General features: G+C 69.5%; 16 protein-coding genes, 2 tRNA genes and 1 pseudogene. 6 read left to right on the forward strand and 13 right to left on the reverse strand.

Annotated features, from left to right (window positions below; all coding sequences use genetic code 11):
* Nucleotides 1–187: 187 nt before the first annotated feature.
* Nucleotides 188–1,312 carry an FAD-dependent monooxygenase gene (locus tag FM051_RS03785; RefSeq protein ID WP_158840636.1) on the reverse strand — a complete coding sequence of 375 codons (1,125 nt, stop codon included), beginning with the start codon at nt 1,310–1,312 and terminating at the stop codon, nt 188–190.
* A 61-nt stretch (nt 1,313–1,373) separates the two neighbouring features.
* Here FM051_RS03785 and FM051_RS03790 point away from each other — a divergent pair, with 61 nt between their 5' ends.
* Both FM051_RS03790 and FM051_RS03795 read left to right on the forward strand, forming a co-directional pair.
* Nucleotides 1,374–1,967: a TetR/AcrR family transcriptional regulator gene (locus FM051_RS03790; protein ID WP_202918662.1), complete on the forward strand. Its 594-nt coding sequence runs from the start codon at nt 1,374–1,376 to the stop codon at nt 1,965–1,967.
* 139 nt (nt 1,968–2,106) lie between these two features.
* Nucleotides 2,107–3,076, forward strand: a pseudogene (locus FM051_RS03795) (macrolide family glycosyltransferase).
* A 54-nt stretch (nt 3,077–3,130) separates the two neighbouring features.
* Here FM051_RS03795 and FM051_RS03800 read toward each other — a convergent pair.
* The 3 genes from FM051_RS03800 to FM051_RS03810 are packed head-to-tail and all read right to left on the reverse strand — an operon-like array spanning nt 3,131 to nt 5,084.
* On the reverse strand, nt 3,131–3,370 hold the full coding sequence (locus tag FM051_RS03800; protein WP_033437276.1) for a helix-turn-helix transcriptional regulator: 240 nt from the start codon (nt 3,368–3,370) through the stop codon (nt 3,131–3,133).
* A complete protein-coding gene (locus FM051_RS03805) occupies nt 3,367–4,218 on the reverse strand; it encodes an ABC transporter permease (protein ID WP_158840638.1) in 852 nt (283 codons plus the stop codon). The genes FM051_RS03800 and FM051_RS03805 overlap by 4 nt, the downstream gene beginning before the upstream one ends.
* The gene (locus FM051_RS03810) at nt 4,215–5,084 is read right to left on the reverse strand and encodes an ABC transporter ATP-binding protein (protein ID WP_158841044.1); all 870 of its coding nucleotides are present in this window, start codon (nt 5,082–5,084) and stop codon (nt 4,215–4,217) included. The genes FM051_RS03805 and FM051_RS03810 overlap by 4 nt, the downstream gene beginning before the upstream one ends.
* Before the next feature lie 187 nt (nt 5,085–5,271).
* Between FM051_RS03810 and FM051_RS03815 the strand changes: the two genes are divergently transcribed.
* Together FM051_RS03815 and FM051_RS03820 are read left to right on the forward strand one after the other, a co-directional pair.
* Nucleotides 5,272–6,471, forward strand: coding sequence for a cytochrome P450 (locus FM051_RS03815; RefSeq protein ID WP_158840640.1), 1,200 nt, complete (start codon nt 5,272–5,274; stop codon nt 6,469–6,471).
* Entirely contained in the window at nt 6,468–6,662 is a 195-nt protein-coding gene (locus FM051_RS03820) for a ferredoxin (RefSeq protein WP_158840642.1), read from the forward strand. The genes FM051_RS03815 and FM051_RS03820 overlap by 4 nt, the downstream gene beginning before the upstream one ends.
* An 85-nt stretch (nt 6,663–6,747) precedes the next feature.
* Here the strand turns inward: FM051_RS03820 and FM051_RS03825 are convergent, their stop codons facing one another.
* Genes FM051_RS03825 through FM051_RS51495 form a run of 4 tightly spaced genes read right to left on the reverse strand, consistent with a single transcriptional unit; the run spans nt 6,748 to nt 9,661 of the window.
* Nucleotides 6,748–7,095, reverse strand: a complete 348-nt coding sequence (locus FM051_RS03825; protein WP_158840644.1) for a type II toxin-antitoxin system PemK/MazF family toxin — start codon at nt 7,093–7,095, stop codon at nt 6,748–6,750.
* On the reverse strand, nt 7,082–7,312 hold the full coding sequence (locus tag FM051_RS03830) for a ribbon-helix-helix domain-containing protein (RefSeq protein ID WP_158840646.1): 231 nt from the start codon (nt 7,310–7,312) through the stop codon (nt 7,082–7,084). Before FM051_RS03830 ends, FM051_RS03825 begins: the two co-directional genes overlap by 14 nt.
* A 22-nt stretch (nt 7,313–7,334) precedes the next feature.
* Nucleotides 7,335–8,531, reverse strand: a complete 1,197-nt coding sequence (locus tag FM051_RS51490; protein ID WP_238412112.1) for a glycosyltransferase family 2 protein — start codon at nt 8,529–8,531, stop codon at nt 7,335–7,337.
* Nucleotides 8,528–9,661, reverse strand: a complete 1,134-nt coding sequence (locus FM051_RS51495; protein ID WP_158840648.1) for a polysaccharide deacetylase family protein — start codon at nt 9,659–9,661, stop codon at nt 8,528–8,530. Before FM051_RS51495 ends, FM051_RS51490 begins: the two co-directional genes overlap by 4 nt.
* Nucleotides 9,662–9,728: 67 nt before the next feature.
* Here FM051_RS51495 and FM051_RS03845 point away from each other — a divergent pair, with 67 nt between their 5' ends.
* On the forward strand, nt 9,729–10,781 hold the full coding sequence (locus FM051_RS03845) for an LCP family protein (protein ID WP_158840650.1): 1,053 nt from the start codon (nt 9,729–9,731) through the stop codon (nt 10,779–10,781).
* An 88-nt stretch (nt 10,782–10,869) separates the two neighbouring features.
* On the opposite strand, the gene FM051_RS03850 is transcribed toward FM051_RS03845, so the two are convergent.
* The 4 genes from FM051_RS03850 to FM051_RS03865 all read right to left on the reverse strand — a co-directional run bounded on the left by FM051_RS03850 (nt 10,870) and on the right by FM051_RS03865 (nt 13,140).
* The gene (locus tag FM051_RS03850) at nt 10,870–11,529 is read right to left on the reverse strand and encodes a YdcF family protein (RefSeq protein WP_420803567.1); all 660 of its coding nucleotides are present in this window, start codon (nt 11,527–11,529) and stop codon (nt 10,870–10,872) included.
* Between the two features lie 414 nt (nt 11,530–11,943).
* Nucleotides 11,944–12,018 (reverse strand) — tRNA-Ile (locus tag FM051_RS03855).
* An 86-nt stretch (nt 12,019–12,104) separates the two neighbouring features.
* A complete protein-coding gene (locus FM051_RS03860) occupies nt 12,105–12,950 on the reverse strand; it encodes an oxygenase MpaB family protein (protein ID WP_158840652.1) in 846 nt (281 codons plus the stop codon).
* A 118-nt stretch (nt 12,951–13,068) separates the two neighbouring features.
* A tRNA-Asn gene (locus FM051_RS03865) sits at nt 13,069–13,140 on the reverse strand.
* Nucleotides 13,141–13,275: 135 nt separating this feature from the next.
* Between FM051_RS03865 and FM051_RS03870 the strand changes: the two genes are divergently transcribed.
* A complete protein-coding gene (locus tag FM051_RS03870) occupies nt 13,276–13,506 on the forward strand; it encodes a hypothetical protein (RefSeq protein WP_158840654.1) in 231 nt (76 codons plus the stop codon).
* Between the two features lie 61 nt (nt 13,507–13,567).
* Here FM051_RS03870 and FM051_RS03875 read toward each other — a convergent pair whose 3' ends face one another.
* Nucleotides 13,568–14,320, reverse strand: coding sequence for a trans-aconitate 2-methyltransferase (locus tag FM051_RS03875; RefSeq protein WP_158840656.1), 753 nt, complete (start codon nt 14,318–14,320; stop codon nt 13,568–13,570).
* Between the last annotated feature and the right edge of the window lie 32 nt (nt 14,321–14,352).

The raw sequence follows: 14,352 nt of genomic DNA on the forward strand, positions 1-14,352 counted from the left end.
GTTGCCCTTTCGTGGTTGTTGCACCGCCGGGCCGGGCACCGAGGGGGCGTGTCGGGACGCACCTGGTACCACCCGCCGAGACCTTGATCGCGCGGAAGGGTGACGCATCCTGCGAAAACGAGTGATATTGGATCGTTATCCGCTCGAATCAACTCAGTTACCTATGAGTTACATCACAGTCCATTTCTCACCTATCGAGTGACAACGACGGCGGCGTCCAGTCGAGGAACTTCGTCATACCGCGAACACCCGGCGCGGAGGTGACGACGCGCATCGCCGCGTCCCGCACCGCCACCGCCACGGGGTTGCGCAGCTTGTGCCCCACTCGCCCCACCATCCGCGACGCCTTGGCGATCGCCTGCGTGCGCGGACGGCGTTGCCGGTCGTATTCGGCGAGCGCGCCCGGCACGTCGGCGTGGGCGCGGGCGCACGCGGCGGCCAGCACCACGGCGTCCTCCATCGCCGTGCACGCGCCCTGCCCGAGATATGGCGTCATCGCGTGCGCGGCGTCGCCGAGCAACGCCACCCGGCCCCGGACGTAGGTCGGCAACGGCGTCGCCAGCTCGTGGATGTCGTGCCGGAGCACGGTGTCCGGCGGTGTCGCGTCCAGCACCGCCCCGATCGGGTGGTGCCAGTCGCGGACGAGCCGCCGCACCTCGCCCAACTCGTCCCCCGAACGGCTGCAGTGGTCCGAGCGATGGCGTGCGGGCGCGACCGTGGCCGCGTACCAGCACACCCGCCCGTCACCCAACGGCAGCACGCCGAACTCGGAGCCCGGCCCGAGCGTCTGGCCGATACCCAGGTCGCGCGGGAACCGCGCCGTCGTCACGCTCCGCCACGCGGTCGTGCCCGCGTACACCGGCTGGGGTGATCCCGGGAACAACTCCTGCCTGATCCGGCTGCGGATGCCGTCCGCAGCCACCACGAGGTCCGCGTCCACCTCCTCGACCGACCGCACCTCGGTGTCCGTGACCAGGCACTCCTCCGGCAACGCCGAACGCAGCACCCGGTGCAGGTCGGCCCGGTGCACGGCGACGACGTGCTCCATCTGCGACGCGTCCACGTGCGTCAGCGCACGCCCCCTCGTGTCGCGAATGCCACCGGCCACGCGAGGCGTGCCGATCCGTCGCACGTCGTCCGCCAACCCCAGTTCGGCCAACGCCCGCATCGCGTTCGGCATCACGCCCACACCCGCGCCGACCTCACCGAACGCCGGCGCGCGCTCCAGCACGGTGACCTCCCACCCGACCTTGCGCAACGCCACGGCCGCCGTGAGCCCGCCGAGCCCACCACCCACCACTACCGCCTTCATCCCCCACCCCTTCTACACCTGTAGATATCGGTACTCTACAGCTGTAGAAGGAGGGCGCACTGTGACGGAGCGCATGGCGGCCCTGGCCGATGCGGCGATCCACCTGGTGGCCACCAAGGGGATGCGCGGGCTGACCCACCGCGCGGTGGACGCGCAGGCGGGCGTGCCGACGGGCTCGACCTCGGCCTACTTCCGCACCCGCAAGGCCCTCGTCGAAGGCGTCGTGCAGCGGCTCGCCGAACTGGAGAACGCCGAGGTGGTGGAGGCGGGCATGACGACGGGTCCGCTCGACCCGGACCGGCTCGCCGAGGGCGCCGCGCACGTGCTCGACCAGTGGATGACCACCGGCCGCGAACGCACGCTGGCCCGTTACGCGTGCCTGCTGGAGGCCACCCACCACCCGGAGCTGCGCGGCATCCTGGCCCACGGCGAACGGCCGCGCGCGCAGGCACGGGCGGTGCTGGAGGCGCTCGGCGCGGAGGACCCGGAGCGGCAGAGCCGGGAGCTGGTGGCGTTCACGGACGGCCTGCTGTTCGACCGGCTGGTCGGCGCGGGCGCGCTCGGCGCACCCACCCCCGGTACCCCGGAGAGCCGCGCCGAACTGGCCCAGGCGGTGCGCGCGGCGCTGCGCGGCGTGCTCGAACCGCGTTCGTGAAATTGAGTGGAACCGGGCGTTATCGTTGATCGCATGTGGGCATTCCGGGTCTTCTACCTCTGAGTTCAGGGCAGCCGTCCACCCCCACGCGCGGCGCGCGTGACGGGGTCTTCGAGCACACCCTCACACTCATGCGGAGATTTCCTTGTCGCACATCGCTTTCCTCAACATCCCCGGCCACGGCCACGTCAACCCGACGCTGCCCGTCGTCACCGAGCTGGTGAGCCGGGGCCACCGCGTCACCTACGCGGTCGATCCCGGGTTCGCGGGCATCGTCGAGCAGGCCGGCGCGACGCCGGTCGTCCACCCGACCAGCCTGCCCACCGACGACCGCGAGTGGCCGACCGAGATGGCCCCGGCCATGCACCTGTTCCTCAACGAGGCCAAGTCGGTGCTGCCGGTGCTGGAGGCCGCGTACGCCGACGACCGGCCGGACGTACGTCGGCCACCCGGACCGGGCGGTGGTGGCCATCGCGCGGTCGTTCCAGCCGAACAGCGAGTCGGTGCACCCGAAGTACACGTTCGTGGGGCCGTGCCTGGGCGACCGGTCGTCGTTCCAGGGCACGTGGGAACGCCCCGCGGACGACCGGCCGGTGCTGCTGGTGTCGTTCGGGTCGGCTTACACGAGCGAACCGGAGATCTACCGGAAGTGCTTCCGGGCGTTCGGCGACCTCGACTGGCACGTGGTGATCAACATCGGCAAGTACGTCGACCCGGCCGAGCTGGGCGAGGTGCCGTCGAACGTCGAGCTGCACCGGTGGCTGCCGCAGCTGGAGATCCTGTCGCACGCCAAGGTGTTCATCACGCACTGCGGCATGGGCGGCACGATGGAAGGGCTGTACCACGGCGTGCCGATGATCGGCCTGCCCATGATCGGCGAGCAGACCATGAACGCGATGCGCCTGGTCGACCTCGGCGTCGGCAGGCACGTCCCGCGCGACGAGGCGACCGTCGAGGGGCTGCGCGCCGCCGTGCTGGAACTGGCGGACGACCCCGACGTGGCCGCGCGGCTCGCCGCGATCAAGGCCGAGATCCGGGAGGCCGGCGGCACGCCCGCGGCGGCCGACGTGATCGAGTCGGCGCTGGAGGAATCGGCCCAGAAGAAGTAGGCGCTGAAGGAGTAGCAGGGACGGGGGCGGTGCCGTCGCGCCGCCCCCGTTCGTCTACGCGGATCTCTCCGAGCTGCCCAGGCGCGGGAACGGGTCGGTCGAGAAGACGACCTCCACCGGCACCTCGAAGTACTGCGCGATGCGCAGCGCGAGGTACAGGCTGGGGCTGTACTCGCCCCGTTCCAGGTAGCCCACGGTCTGGTAGTGGATGCCCAACGCCTCGGACAGCTGCCGGCGTGACACACCCCGTTCCGCCCGCAGCATCGCGATCCGGTTGTAGACGCTTTCGCTCATCGCACCCTCTGCAACGCCGCCTGTCGGCGCTGCTCCATTTCCGCTCCGGACTCCCGGCGGGCCATCCGCCGCAGGATCGTAGGCGCCAGCAGGAAGCCGACCACCGCCCACACCCCCAGCACGCCCACCATCTCCAAGATCCGCCAGGACCCGCCGATCTCCGCTGCCGCCGCCGAGTCCGGCAGCAGCGCCGCCCTGGCGCCGTGGCCGGTCCAGTACACCGGGAACACCTGGGCCAGCCCTTGCAGCCACCCCGGCAGCGCGGTGATCGGGTAGAAGATGCCCGAGATCGCGGTGATGCCCATCATCGGCAGCATGGTGATGCCCATCGCACTGCCCGGACTCCTGCTGATCGACCCGGCGACCGCGCCCCACGGCAGGGTCGACAGCATGCCGAGCGCCAGCACCGCGAGCAACGCGAGCAGACCGCCCGCTCCTGCGTCCGACAGCACGTTCACCAGGAACAGGCCGGGCACCAGGATGACCAGTAGGCCGAACGCGATGTCCAAAGAGGTCTGCACGGTCCGGCCGACCAGGTAGCCGACCATGCCGTGCGGCACCGCCTTGGCCCGCAGCAGCGTGCCGTCCTCGCGGTTGAGCGAGAGCTGGCCCGCCGGTCCGACCAGACCGCCGAAGGCCACCGACATGCCGAGCATGCTCGGCAGCGTGAGCGCGGCGAGCGTGACGCCGGCGGCTTCGACGTCCGAGTCGCGCTGGAACCACAGCACGGTCACGAACGCGATGGCGACGACCATGTTGAAGATCTGGTCCTCGCTGCCCAGGGAGTGGCGGAACTCGCGCAGCCCGCGTTCCATGCCCAGCCGGGCGCCGTGCACCGTGGGGTTCACAGGACCGCCACCTCCTCCTTCGCCTGGCCGCTCTCGTGCCGCTGCACGAGTGCCATGTAGGTGTCTTCCAGACTGCTGCGCCGCACCTCCAGCTCGGAGATGCCCGTCTCGTGCTGCCGGAACAGGTCGCGCACGAACGCCGTCGCGTCGTCGGCGGTGTGCACGTGCCGCTGGCCGCCGTGCGTCCAGCGGATCTCGGACTTGCCCGCGACCTGGCGGCTGAGCTGGTCCGGGCTGCCGTCGGCGATGATCCGGCCGCCCGCGAGCACCAGGATGCGGTCGGCCAGCTTCTCCGCCTCGGCCAGGTCGTGCGTGGTCAGCAGGATCGTCATGCCCTCCAGGTCCGACAGCCGGTGCACCAGGTCGTGGAAGTCCCGGCGCGCGTGCGGGTCGAACCCGGCGGTCGGCTCGTCCAGGAACAGCAGCTCGGGCTTGCCGACGATGCCGATCGCCACGTCCAGCCGGCGTCGTTGGCCGCCGGAGAGCTTGCCGATCTTCTTGTCCGCGTGCTCGGTCAGGCCGACCGTCTCGATCAGCTCGTCGGTGTCGAACGGCCGCGTCTGGTGGGGCGTGCTGTAGGGCGCGTAGTAGCGGCCGAGGTGGTGCAACAGCTCGCGCACCTTCCAGCGGCCGTGGTCGCGCCACGACTGCAGCACCACGCCCAGCTTGGCGCGCCAGGCCTCGTCGCCGGTGGCCGGGTCGACGCCCAGCACCCTGACGTGGCCGTCGGAGGGCAGTCGGAAGCCCTCCAGGATCTCGATCGTGGTCGTCTTGCCCGCGCCGTTGGGCCCGAGCAGGGCCACCACCTCACCCGGCCCCGCCGTGAAGTCGACCCCGTGCAGCACGTCCGTCGTGCCGTAGCGCATCCGCAGATCGCGCACTTCGAGGACCAAGGACCCTCACCTCCCCCTGTCAGAGTTCTCGGTCAGTTTGTAGCACACCTGCTATCACTCGTACTAGAACAGTTCCCTTACGGCTTATTTACTTCACGGCTTCGTGAATTTTCTGTAGCTTGCGAAGGTAGGTCCCCGAACGCACTGGGAGGTGTGCGAGATGACCGAAACGCTGTACTCCGAGCTGCCGACTGAACGCAGCACGCTGTTCGACCCGCCCGCGGAGTTGGGGTTGCTCCGCGGGACCGCGCCGATCAGCCGGATGACGTTCCCCGACGGGCACGCGGGGTGGCTCGTGACCAGTTACGAGCTGGCACGGGAGGTGCACGCGGACCGGAGGTTCAGCAGCCGGGCCGAGTTGCAGCACTCACCGCGCACGGTCGCGGGCAAGCCGGTCACGCAACGGCCGCCCGCCAAGCCGGGCATGTTCATCGGGATGGACGCGCCCGACCACACGCGGTACCGGAAGCTGTTGACCGGGCAGTTCACCGTGCGGCGGATGAACCAGCTGATGCCGCGGATCGAGCAGATCGTGGCCGATCACCTGGCCGCGATGCGCGCTGCCGGTTCTCCGGTGGACCTGGTGGCGAACTTCGCGCTGCCGGTGCCGTCGTTGGTGATCTGCGAAATGCTGGGGGTGCCCTACGAGGAGCGCGAGTCGTTCCAGAAGGACACCGCGAAGGTGCTGAGCCTGGACTCCACGTTCGAGGAGATCATGGAGGCGTTCGAGCGGCTGGAGGAGTTCGTGCTCCGGCTGACGCAGCGCAAGCACGTCACGCCGGGCGACGACATGCTGACCGGGTTGATCGCCACCGGTGAGCTGACCGACGAGGAAGTCGCCAACATGGGGCTGCTCCTCCTCGTCGCCGGCCACGAGACCACGGCGAACATGCTGGGCCTCGGCACGTTGTTGCTGTTGCAGCACCCCGAGCAGTCGGCGGCGCTGCGGGCCGACCCGTCGTTGGTGGACAACGCGGTCGAGGAGCTGATGCGGTACCTGTCGATCATCCAGTTCGGCACGATCCGCACCGCGTTGGAGGATGTGGAGATCGGTGGCGTGGTGGTCCGGGCCGGTGAGTCGGTCTCGATCTCCGTCGCCGCCGCCAACCGGGACCCGGCGCGGTTCGAGCGGCCGGACGAGTTCGACATCCACCGGCCCGCGTCCGGGCACCTCGGGTTCGGCCACGGCGTGCACCAGTGCCTCGGGCAGCAGTTGGCGAGGATCGAGATGAGGGTCGGGTTCAGCGCGCTGTTCCGGGAGTTCCCGGACCTGCGGCTCGCGGTGCCCGCCGAGGAGGTGCGGATGCGGGACGACATGGCGATCTACGGGGTGCACGAACTGCCGGTGGAGTTCTCGTGAAGATCGAGGTCGATCCGGAGCGGTGCGCGGGGTCGGGGATGTGCGCGTTGACCGACCCGGCGGTGTTCGACCAGGACGAGGTGGACGGGACGGTCGTGCTGTTGCAGCCGTCGCCTTCCGGCGAGCACGAGAAGGCGGCGCGTGAAGCGGCGCACCTGTGCCCGGCCGGCGCCATCCGCGTGCTGGGGTGACGGGGGCTGCTGGGGCCGTCTTCGGGCGGTCCCAGCAGTGTCTTCCGGTGTGTCGGTGTCTCGGTGTGTCCGTGTGTTCTCGTGGCTAGAGCGACAAGTGGACGCGCAGCGCCTCGTCCAGCTGCTTGAGCACCGCGGGCGGCAGACCGCCGATCCGGGCGCGGAGCCTGGCCGCGGCGACCGTGCGCACCTGCTCGGCCTGCGCCTTGGAGTCCGCGCCGAGCCCGCAGTCCTTGGCCGGCAGCAGCACTTGGAACGGGTACACCTTCGTGGTGTTGGAGGTGATCGGCACGACGGTCACCACACCTCGGCCGCCCCGTCCGGCGGCCCGGTTCGCCGCGTCGTTGCTCACGACCACGGCCGGGCGGATCTTGTTCGCCTCGGCGCCCTGCGCCGGGTCCAGGTCCACCCAGTAGACGTCACCTCGCCGCATCGAGGACACCGTCTGGCGCGGTCACGTCCCACATCTCGGCTTCTCCCCCGGCTTCCCACTCTTCCCACGCGCTCGCGTAGGCGTTCTCCAGACCCGCCTCGCGCAACAGGGTGATCGCCTGGTGGATCACCGACGACCGTGAGGCGCTGCGATGTTGCCTCAGGTAGCGATCAACGAACTCTACGTCCTCCTCGGGGAGGCTCACACTGATTTTCATACCACTGATGCTACCTCCGGTATTACCGGGCAGCTACCTCCGCCAGCCCGCTGCGCCGTGCGGTCTGCCACTTCAACGGCGTCCCGTGCAACGCCGTGACCAGCGACTGGACTACCACGAGATACGTCAACTGCCGGTACGCCAGCTGCTGGAGTGGGAACGCCCAGAGCGGTTTCAGCGACTCGCCGTCGAGCCGGAGCGCGTAGCCCGCGCCGGCCGTCTGCACGACCAGGAACACCGCCCAGATCACCAGCGCCCACGGCGCGTCCGCCACGAACGCCCCGTACAGCACGAACACGTCCAGCGCGGGCGCCAGCACCGGCAGCACGACGTGGAAGAGCAGCAGGTACAGCAGCCCGAACCGACCCATCCGGCCGTCCTCGCGCAACGCCGGCCGGTGCTTCCACATCGACTGGAACGTCCCGTACGACCAGCGGTACCGCTGCTTGTACAACCCCCGCGCGCCGGTCGGCACCTCGGTCCACGCCCGCGCCGCCGGCTCGTACACCACCCGCCACCCGGCACGGGTGATCGCCATGGTCAGGTCGGTGTCCTCGGCCAACGTGTCCGGGCTGATCCCGCCGACCTCGTCCACCGCGTCCCGGCGGAACGCCCCGATCGCGCCGGGGATCGTCGGGATGCACTCCAGCGCGTTGAGGATCTGCCGGTCCAGGTTCGAGCCCGCGCAGTACTCCAGGTGCTGCCACCGGCCGAGCAGTCCGCCCCGGTTGGCGACCTTGACGTTGCCGGACACCGCGCCGACGCCGGTGTCGCCGAGCGGGCGCACCACCTTGGAGACGGTGTCCCGCTCGAACACCGTGTCGCCGTCCACCAGCACCAACGCGTCGTGCCTGGCCAGCGCGATGCCCGCGTTGAGGGCGGCGAACTTGCCCCGGTTCGGCTGGCTCACCACCCGCACGCCGGGCAGGTCCAGTGCTTCCACCACCCCGGCGGTGCCGTCGGTCGACCCGTCGTCGACCACGACCACCTCCACGTCGGCGGGGTGCTCGGAGTTCACGATCGACCGGACGGCCGCGGCGATGTTCGCCGCCTCGTTGTACGCGGGGACGATCACCGACACCGGTGGTGCGTGCGGCCGGACCTCGATCTCGCGGTGCAGGCGGCGTGCGGTGTGGGCCAGGCCGAGCTGCATCACCGTGCGCAGCAACGCGAACACGGCGACGATCACGCAGATGACGCCGAGGATGGTGGCGATCACGTCGCCGTGGCGTTGCGCCCAGGCTTGGGCGTAGCCGGTGACCGTGCGCCGAACCCGGCGTCGGTCATCGCGGCGCCCCGGCCGGTCGCGGTGGTGAGGGTGGTGAAGCGGCGGGCGGGGCGTGCGTCGGCGAGCAGGTCGATCACGCCCGGTGTGGTGCTGGTGACGTGCAGCCGGATGACGCGGTCCGGGTCCAGGTCGGCGGCGATCTGCTTCGCGTCGTAGCGGTGCAGGTCCGGCGTGTCCGGCTCGGGCTCGGACAGCCCGGTGCGGATGTTCGCGGCGTCGGCCAGGGCGTTCTGCGCGAACGCCGTGCCCAACCGGGTCGTCTCGCCCGCGCGGAACCCCGAGACGCCGACCTCGTGGCCCTCGGCGACCATCCGCCGCACCAGCTCGGGGTGCTCGTTGACCTGCGCGCCGACGAGGAAGAACGTCGCCTTCATCCCCCTCGCGGCCAACTCGTCGAGCACGCGCGGCGTCCACCTCGGGTGCGGGCCGCCGTGGAACACCAGTGCCGCCGTGCCGTCCACCACCGGCTCGGCTCGGACTTGCGCCCTCGTCGGCTCATCGGCCAGTGACGTGGCGTAGGCGTGGAAGCTCAACACGCCCATCAGCAACCCGAGCCCTAACAGCAGCGAGACCCAGTGCGCTCTCACCTGACGTGCTCGAACACGGTCGTCAGCATCAGCGCGGACAAGCTCAACAACGACGTCGCCAACGCGATGCTCACCGCGCGCATCAACCCACGGCGTCTCCCCGTGCGGTCGACGAAGACCTGCTCCTCCACCACAATCCCCCAGCCTCACCCCCGCGACCAGCAGACCGACACCGACCGCCACCACGAGGTGGGGGAACGCTCGGACCACCGGCGGCGCGACGAGAATCGTCAACTCGCCCAAAGACTTGCCCCGCAACGCGGCCACGGCCACCACGAGCCCCGCGTAGAGCAGCGGGGGTGCGGGAACCACGGTCCACAGCCCGACCGGGCGCACCATCGCGGCGGCGAGCAACGCGCCGAACACCATCAGGACGCCGAGGACCACGCCGGGTTGCTCGCCGTCGAGCCAGATCCCGACACCGGTGAAGACAGCGGACACCCCGACCGCCGCCATGCTCGGCAGATGAGCCATGCGGTCAACCACGCCACGCCCCCAGCGTCTGAACGGATCTAGGTTAGGTGACGCGAGGGGGCGTGGGATGTTGCGCGGAGCAGTGCTGGGCGTGGTGCGGACCACATGGGTGTCGATGTCGGCGGCGGTGCTCGTCGTGGCCGGGTTGGCGTGGACGACCTACGAGGACGTCGACACGGGGGTGCGGCGGTCGGGGGCGGTGCGTGCGGACGACGTGAAGTCGACGTCCGGGGTGAACGTGTTGGTGATGGGGTTGACCACGCGGCGGGATCTCGACGGCGGGGTGCCGTCGGACGAGGTGCTGGACGCTTTGCACGCCGGGGATGTGGATCGCGGCGGGTACAACGCGAACACGTTGATCCTGTTGCACGTGCCGTCGGACGGTTCGGCGGCAACCGCCCTGTCCCTACCGCGAGACAACCACGCCACCCTGCTCGGCATCCCCGGCGGGCCGCAGCACGGAAAGGTGAAGGAGGCGTACGGGCGGGCGAAGGAGGCGGAGGAGCGCCGGTTGGTGGCCGATGGCGTGCGGCGTGCCCCGGCGGAGGTCGAGTGGCTGGGCCGTGAGGCGGGGCGTCGGGCGCAGGTGGAGACGGTGCGGTCGTTCCTCGGTGTGCCGGTGGATCACATCGCCGAGGTGAGCATGGTCAGCTTCTACCACTTGGCGGAGGCGTTGGGCGGGGTGGAGGTGTGCCTGAACGCGGCGACGTCGGATTCGTACTCGGGCGCGGACTTTTCGGCGGGTCGCCAGCACTTGACTGCACGCCAGGCGTTGGCATTCGTACGCCAACGGCACGGCCTGACAAACGGCGACCTGGACCGCACGCGCCGCCAACAGGCGTTCTTGAGCGCCGTACTGCACCGGATGCGTGAACAGGGCGTGAGTGCCCTGGGCCCCGTGGCAGAGGTGGCGAAACAAACCGTCGTGCTGTCGGAGGGCGCAGACATCCTGTCCCTGGTGCAGGGCGTCCCGGGCGTCAGTTTTCAAACGCTGCCCCTGGAGAGCAACCCCTCAGTCGACGCCCAACCCACAATCCGTGCCGCTGTAGCCTCAGCTCTCTCCCCCACCGGCTCATCCGGCGCCTCCGGCACACCACCCGCAATCCCCTGCGTGGACTGACCGGCTGCGCCGGATTTGAACCCAACTGGCCAGAGAGGGCCGCCTTGATGAAGTGAACACGAGAGCACAAGCCGCGACTGCGGGGCGATCAGGGGATGAGTCGGCTGGTGTAGCCCGCTGCGACCAGGCGGTCATAGGCTGTGCGCACTTCGGCGGGGATCTCTTGCGGAATGGCGTAACCGGCCTCGGCAAACACCGTGATCCGTTGGGTGTCTCCGACCAACATGCCGATAACGAACTCTGCGTCACCAATCCCGGCAACATACTCGTCGATCGGCGGCCGGCGGGACGTACACACGATGTCCAGCTCGGGCCAGAGCTTCTTGCAGGTGGCGTAGGAGCGGCGCTCTTGGTACGGGCGGGAGATCAGCATTGCCGATGAGATTTCGACGCCGTTGTCCTGCAACACTTTCCGGCTGAACTCGAAGTTCTCCGCCGTGTTCCTGGCCCGGGTCTCAATGGTGATCGCCTCGTCGGGCACGCCGTGCTCAAGCGCGTGTTCCCGATAGTGGACGGCTTCACCACGCGGGAAGCGCTTGACAGTCGTTGGGGCATTCGCGCCGGTGAAGAGAAGCAGCGGAACCGCGCCTGCCTCGTACAGCTCGACGGCCCGTACGGCTACTCCGATGTCGTGGCTGCCGAGACCGATCGCGATGTCGGCCGGGCGCACCCGGTGCTTCATGTCGTGGTACTCCCACAACGTCACGACGTCGGCGCGGTGCTCGTCCGGGATCACGGTGGAAGGCACTGGTGCTCAACCTCTCTCAGCGGTCAGTCCGGGAGTGGGCAGCTGCACGACCACTCGAAACGGCTCACAGCGTGAACTCGATCGGCACAGACGGTCATGCGGTCCGGTTCCAGTCCCCTGCAAAGTCAGGACGGCGAACTCTCCACACGGCGTTGCCGGACCTGACTTCCGTTCGACAAGGGGTATGCCCTCGACGTGCGCGTAGGCCGGACTGACGGCACGGCAGACAGCCGACCAACCCGCACTCCAAGGCCTCCACCACGAAGGACATCTACATGACGCGCCGGGTCACCAGCCAAAAGGGCCGCTGGCGCGCTGGAGGCGGTTACAGGGGTACCCGGGCGCAAAGCGAGGGTTTCCATGGCGATGATCTTGGAGCGTGTCATCGCCACACACTCTGACCAGCGGAAACAGTGGGGCGGGTGGGGTTCGAACCCACGACCTGACGGATTATGAGTCCGCTGCTCTGACCGGCTGAGCTACCGCCCCCTGACGTGCGGTTCTGGAGGGTACAGATCTGGTCCCCCCGCGTCTCGACAACCCGGTGCGGCGTGACCAAGCTGTGCACTCCAGGGCTACGGGGCTCCGAGGTCCGCTGGTCGGTAGCCCTTCGGGTAGCCGGGGTAGGTGCGGTTCTTCGGGTCGTTCGTCAGGCGTGGCGTCCTGCGGGGCGGGAGCATGCGGACGGTGTGGGCTCGTAGGTGTAAGGCCGCGTGGGCCAGGGCGGTCAGCCAGCGCGGTTGGGGGGTGAAGCCGAACGCCTTCAGCATGGGCCCGTCCAGCATCGCCAGCACGGCTCGGGACGTCAGCGCCCTCGGCACCGGGTACCAGGAGCAGAACAGGTCCAGTGTGTACTGGCCGATCCGGCGGTTCGTGTCGCTGTACGTGAAGTGCTCCGCCTCGTACGAACGCTTGAACGCCAGGTACGAGGAGTAGGTCGCCGGCAGCGACTTGATGCCCATCCGCGCACCCACGGCCGAGTAGAAGTGGAACGCGGCCAGCCGCTCGTGGTCCGTCAACGGCCGCCAGCCGTACTGGGAGATCCACTCGATCGGATCAAAGATGAACGTCGACAGCACGTACCGCATGTCGTCGTCCGAGATCTCGTACCGCCCGTGCAACCGGTTCACCACTCGCAGCGCCTCACGCCCGCGCGGCGAGTCGTAGCCGTGCTCCACCAGCTCCACCATCAGCAACGCCGTGTCGTCGTACCGCTTCTGCGGCCGCCGCTCGAACTCGCCCGTCTTGGCCAGCAGACCGGAGATCGACGGCACGCAGTACGTCCTGAACAGCGCGAACTCCAACGACCGCAGGTAGTCCCACGGGAACTCGTACCCGGACGAGATGCGCATGATCTCGACGTGGTCGCGCTCGGGGTCCAGCGACGTGATCCGGCGGCGGTTGGCGAAGCGATCGGCCATGCGGATCAGCCTGCCCCAAGAAAGTCCCGAGCAGGGGTGACAATCGGGTGACACGGGGGTACCCCGACCCCATGAGACGACAAAACCCCAGGTCACATGACCTGGGGCTGCCATCGCGCTCCCCCTACTGGATTCGAACCAGTAACCCTTCGATTAACAGTCGAATGCTCTGCCGTTGAGCTAAGGGGGAATGTTCTGTTGTAGGCCGGGCCTCTCGGCCCGACAGGATGTAACTCTAGCGCATCCGGAACAGTGCTCGCGCACACCCCCTGCCCTTGCGGTAGGAAGGTTTGTGACCAGGCACGATCGGAGGAGAGGACACCTCATGAAGGGCATCCTGCTCGGCGCCGCCGTCGGCTACGTCCTAGGGGCGCGCGCCGGACGTGAGCGCTACGACCAGATCGTGCGCGCCTACCGCGCCATGGCCGACCACCCGGCCGTCCAGGGCGCGGCCGGCATCGTCCGCGCGAAGGTGAGTGAGAAGACCGGGTTCGGCCGTCACCAGCCGCACGCCAACGGCCACCGACGCGATCCCGTCATCCCGCGCGCCAACTAGGGCCGATCAGAGACGACCAGAGCCGACGCCGTGGCCGCCCCCGACGAAGGGGGCGGCCACGTCACGGCATGCGGGCTACGGCGAAGACACGGCGGAACGGGAACCACGTCGTGCCGTCCGCCCGCCGCGGGTACGCCTCGCGCAGCATCGGCGCCAGTTGCGCCCGGAACGCCGCCCACTCCCCGTCGTCCAACGCCGCACGGATCGGCCGCAGCGCCGTACCGCTGACCCACTCCAGCACGGCGTCCTCCCCCTCCAGCCGTTGCACGTACGTCGTCTCCCACGCGTCGACAGAGGCAGAACAGCCGGCCAGCACGTCCGCGTACCCCTCCGGGTCGAGCACCGGCGACAGCCGCATCAGCCCGCGCAACGCCGGCCACGACGCGTCCACCAGCGACCGCACCAACTCGTGCGACGGCCCGGCGAAGTTCCCCGGCACCTGCATCGCCAGCCACGCGCCGGACGGCAGCGCCCGCACCCACTTCCGCAGCAGGTCCTCGTGCCCCGGCACCCACTGCAGCACCGCGTTGGTCACCACCACGTCGGTGTCCGGCGCGGGCTCCCACGACGCCACGTCGCCCACCCGCGCGCCGACCCCGCGTGCCCGCGCCGCCGAGACCATCTCCGGTGACGAGTCCAACGCCTCCACCACCGCCGACGGCCACCGCTCGGACACCGAGGACGTCAGGTTCCCCGGCCCGCAGCCCAGGTCCACCACCCGTCGCGGTGACGCGGCCCCGACGCGCGCCACCAACTCGTGGAACGGCCGCGACCGGTGGTCGGCGAACGCCAGGTACTTCCCCGGATCCCACATACCCAGAACACCCCAAGTAACAGTACGGACGT

This window comes from Saccharothrix deserti (genome assembly GCF_009769385.1).
Lineage (GTDB): Bacteria > Actinomycetota > Actinomycetes > Mycobacteriales > Pseudonocardiaceae > Actinosynnema > Actinosynnema deserti.

Bases quoted from the DNA above. Each gene is read 5' to 3' on its own strand.
- FM051_RS03785 (WP_158840636.1), bottom strand. From the start codon at position 1,312: ATGAAGGCGGTAGTGGTGGGTGGTGGGCTCGGCGGGCTCACGGCGGCC.
- FM051_RS03800 (WP_033437276.1), bottom strand. From the start codon at position 3,370: ATGAGCGAAAGCGTCTACAACCGGATCGCGATGCTGCGGGCGGAACGG.
- FM051_RS03810 (WP_158841044.1), bottom strand. From the start codon at position 5,084: ATGCGCTACGGCACGACGGACGTGCTGCACGGGGTCGACTTCACGGCG.
- FM051_RS03815 (WP_158840640.1), top strand. From the start codon at position 5,272: ATGACCGAAACGCTGTACTCCGAGCTGCCGACTGAACGCAGCACGCTG.
- FM051_RS03825 (WP_158840644.1), bottom strand. From the start codon at position 7,095: ATGCGGCGAGGTGACGTCTACTGGGTGGACCTGGACCCGGCGCAGGGC.
- FM051_RS03830 (WP_158840646.1), bottom strand. From the start codon at position 7,312: ATGAAAATCAGTGTGAGCCTCCCCGAGGAGGACGTAGAGTTCGTTGAT.
- FM051_RS51495 (WP_158840648.1), bottom strand. From the start codon at position 9,661: ATGGCTCATCTGCCGAGCATGGCGGCGGTCGGGGTGTCCGCTGTCTTC.
- FM051_RS03845 (WP_158840650.1), top strand. From the start codon at position 9,729: ATGTTGCGCGGAGCAGTGCTGGGCGTGGTGCGGACCACATGGGTGTCG.
- FM051_RS03860 (WP_158840652.1), bottom strand. From the start codon at position 12,950: ATGGCCGATCGCTTCGCCAACCGCCGCCGGATCACGTCGCTGGACCCC.
- FM051_RS03870 (WP_158840654.1), top strand. From the start codon at position 13,276: ATGAAGGGCATCCTGCTCGGCGCCGCCGTCGGCTACGTCCTAGGGGCG.
- FM051_RS03875 (WP_158840656.1), bottom strand. From the start codon at position 14,320: ATGTGGGATCCGGGGAAGTACCTGGCGTTCGCCGACCACCGGTCGCGG.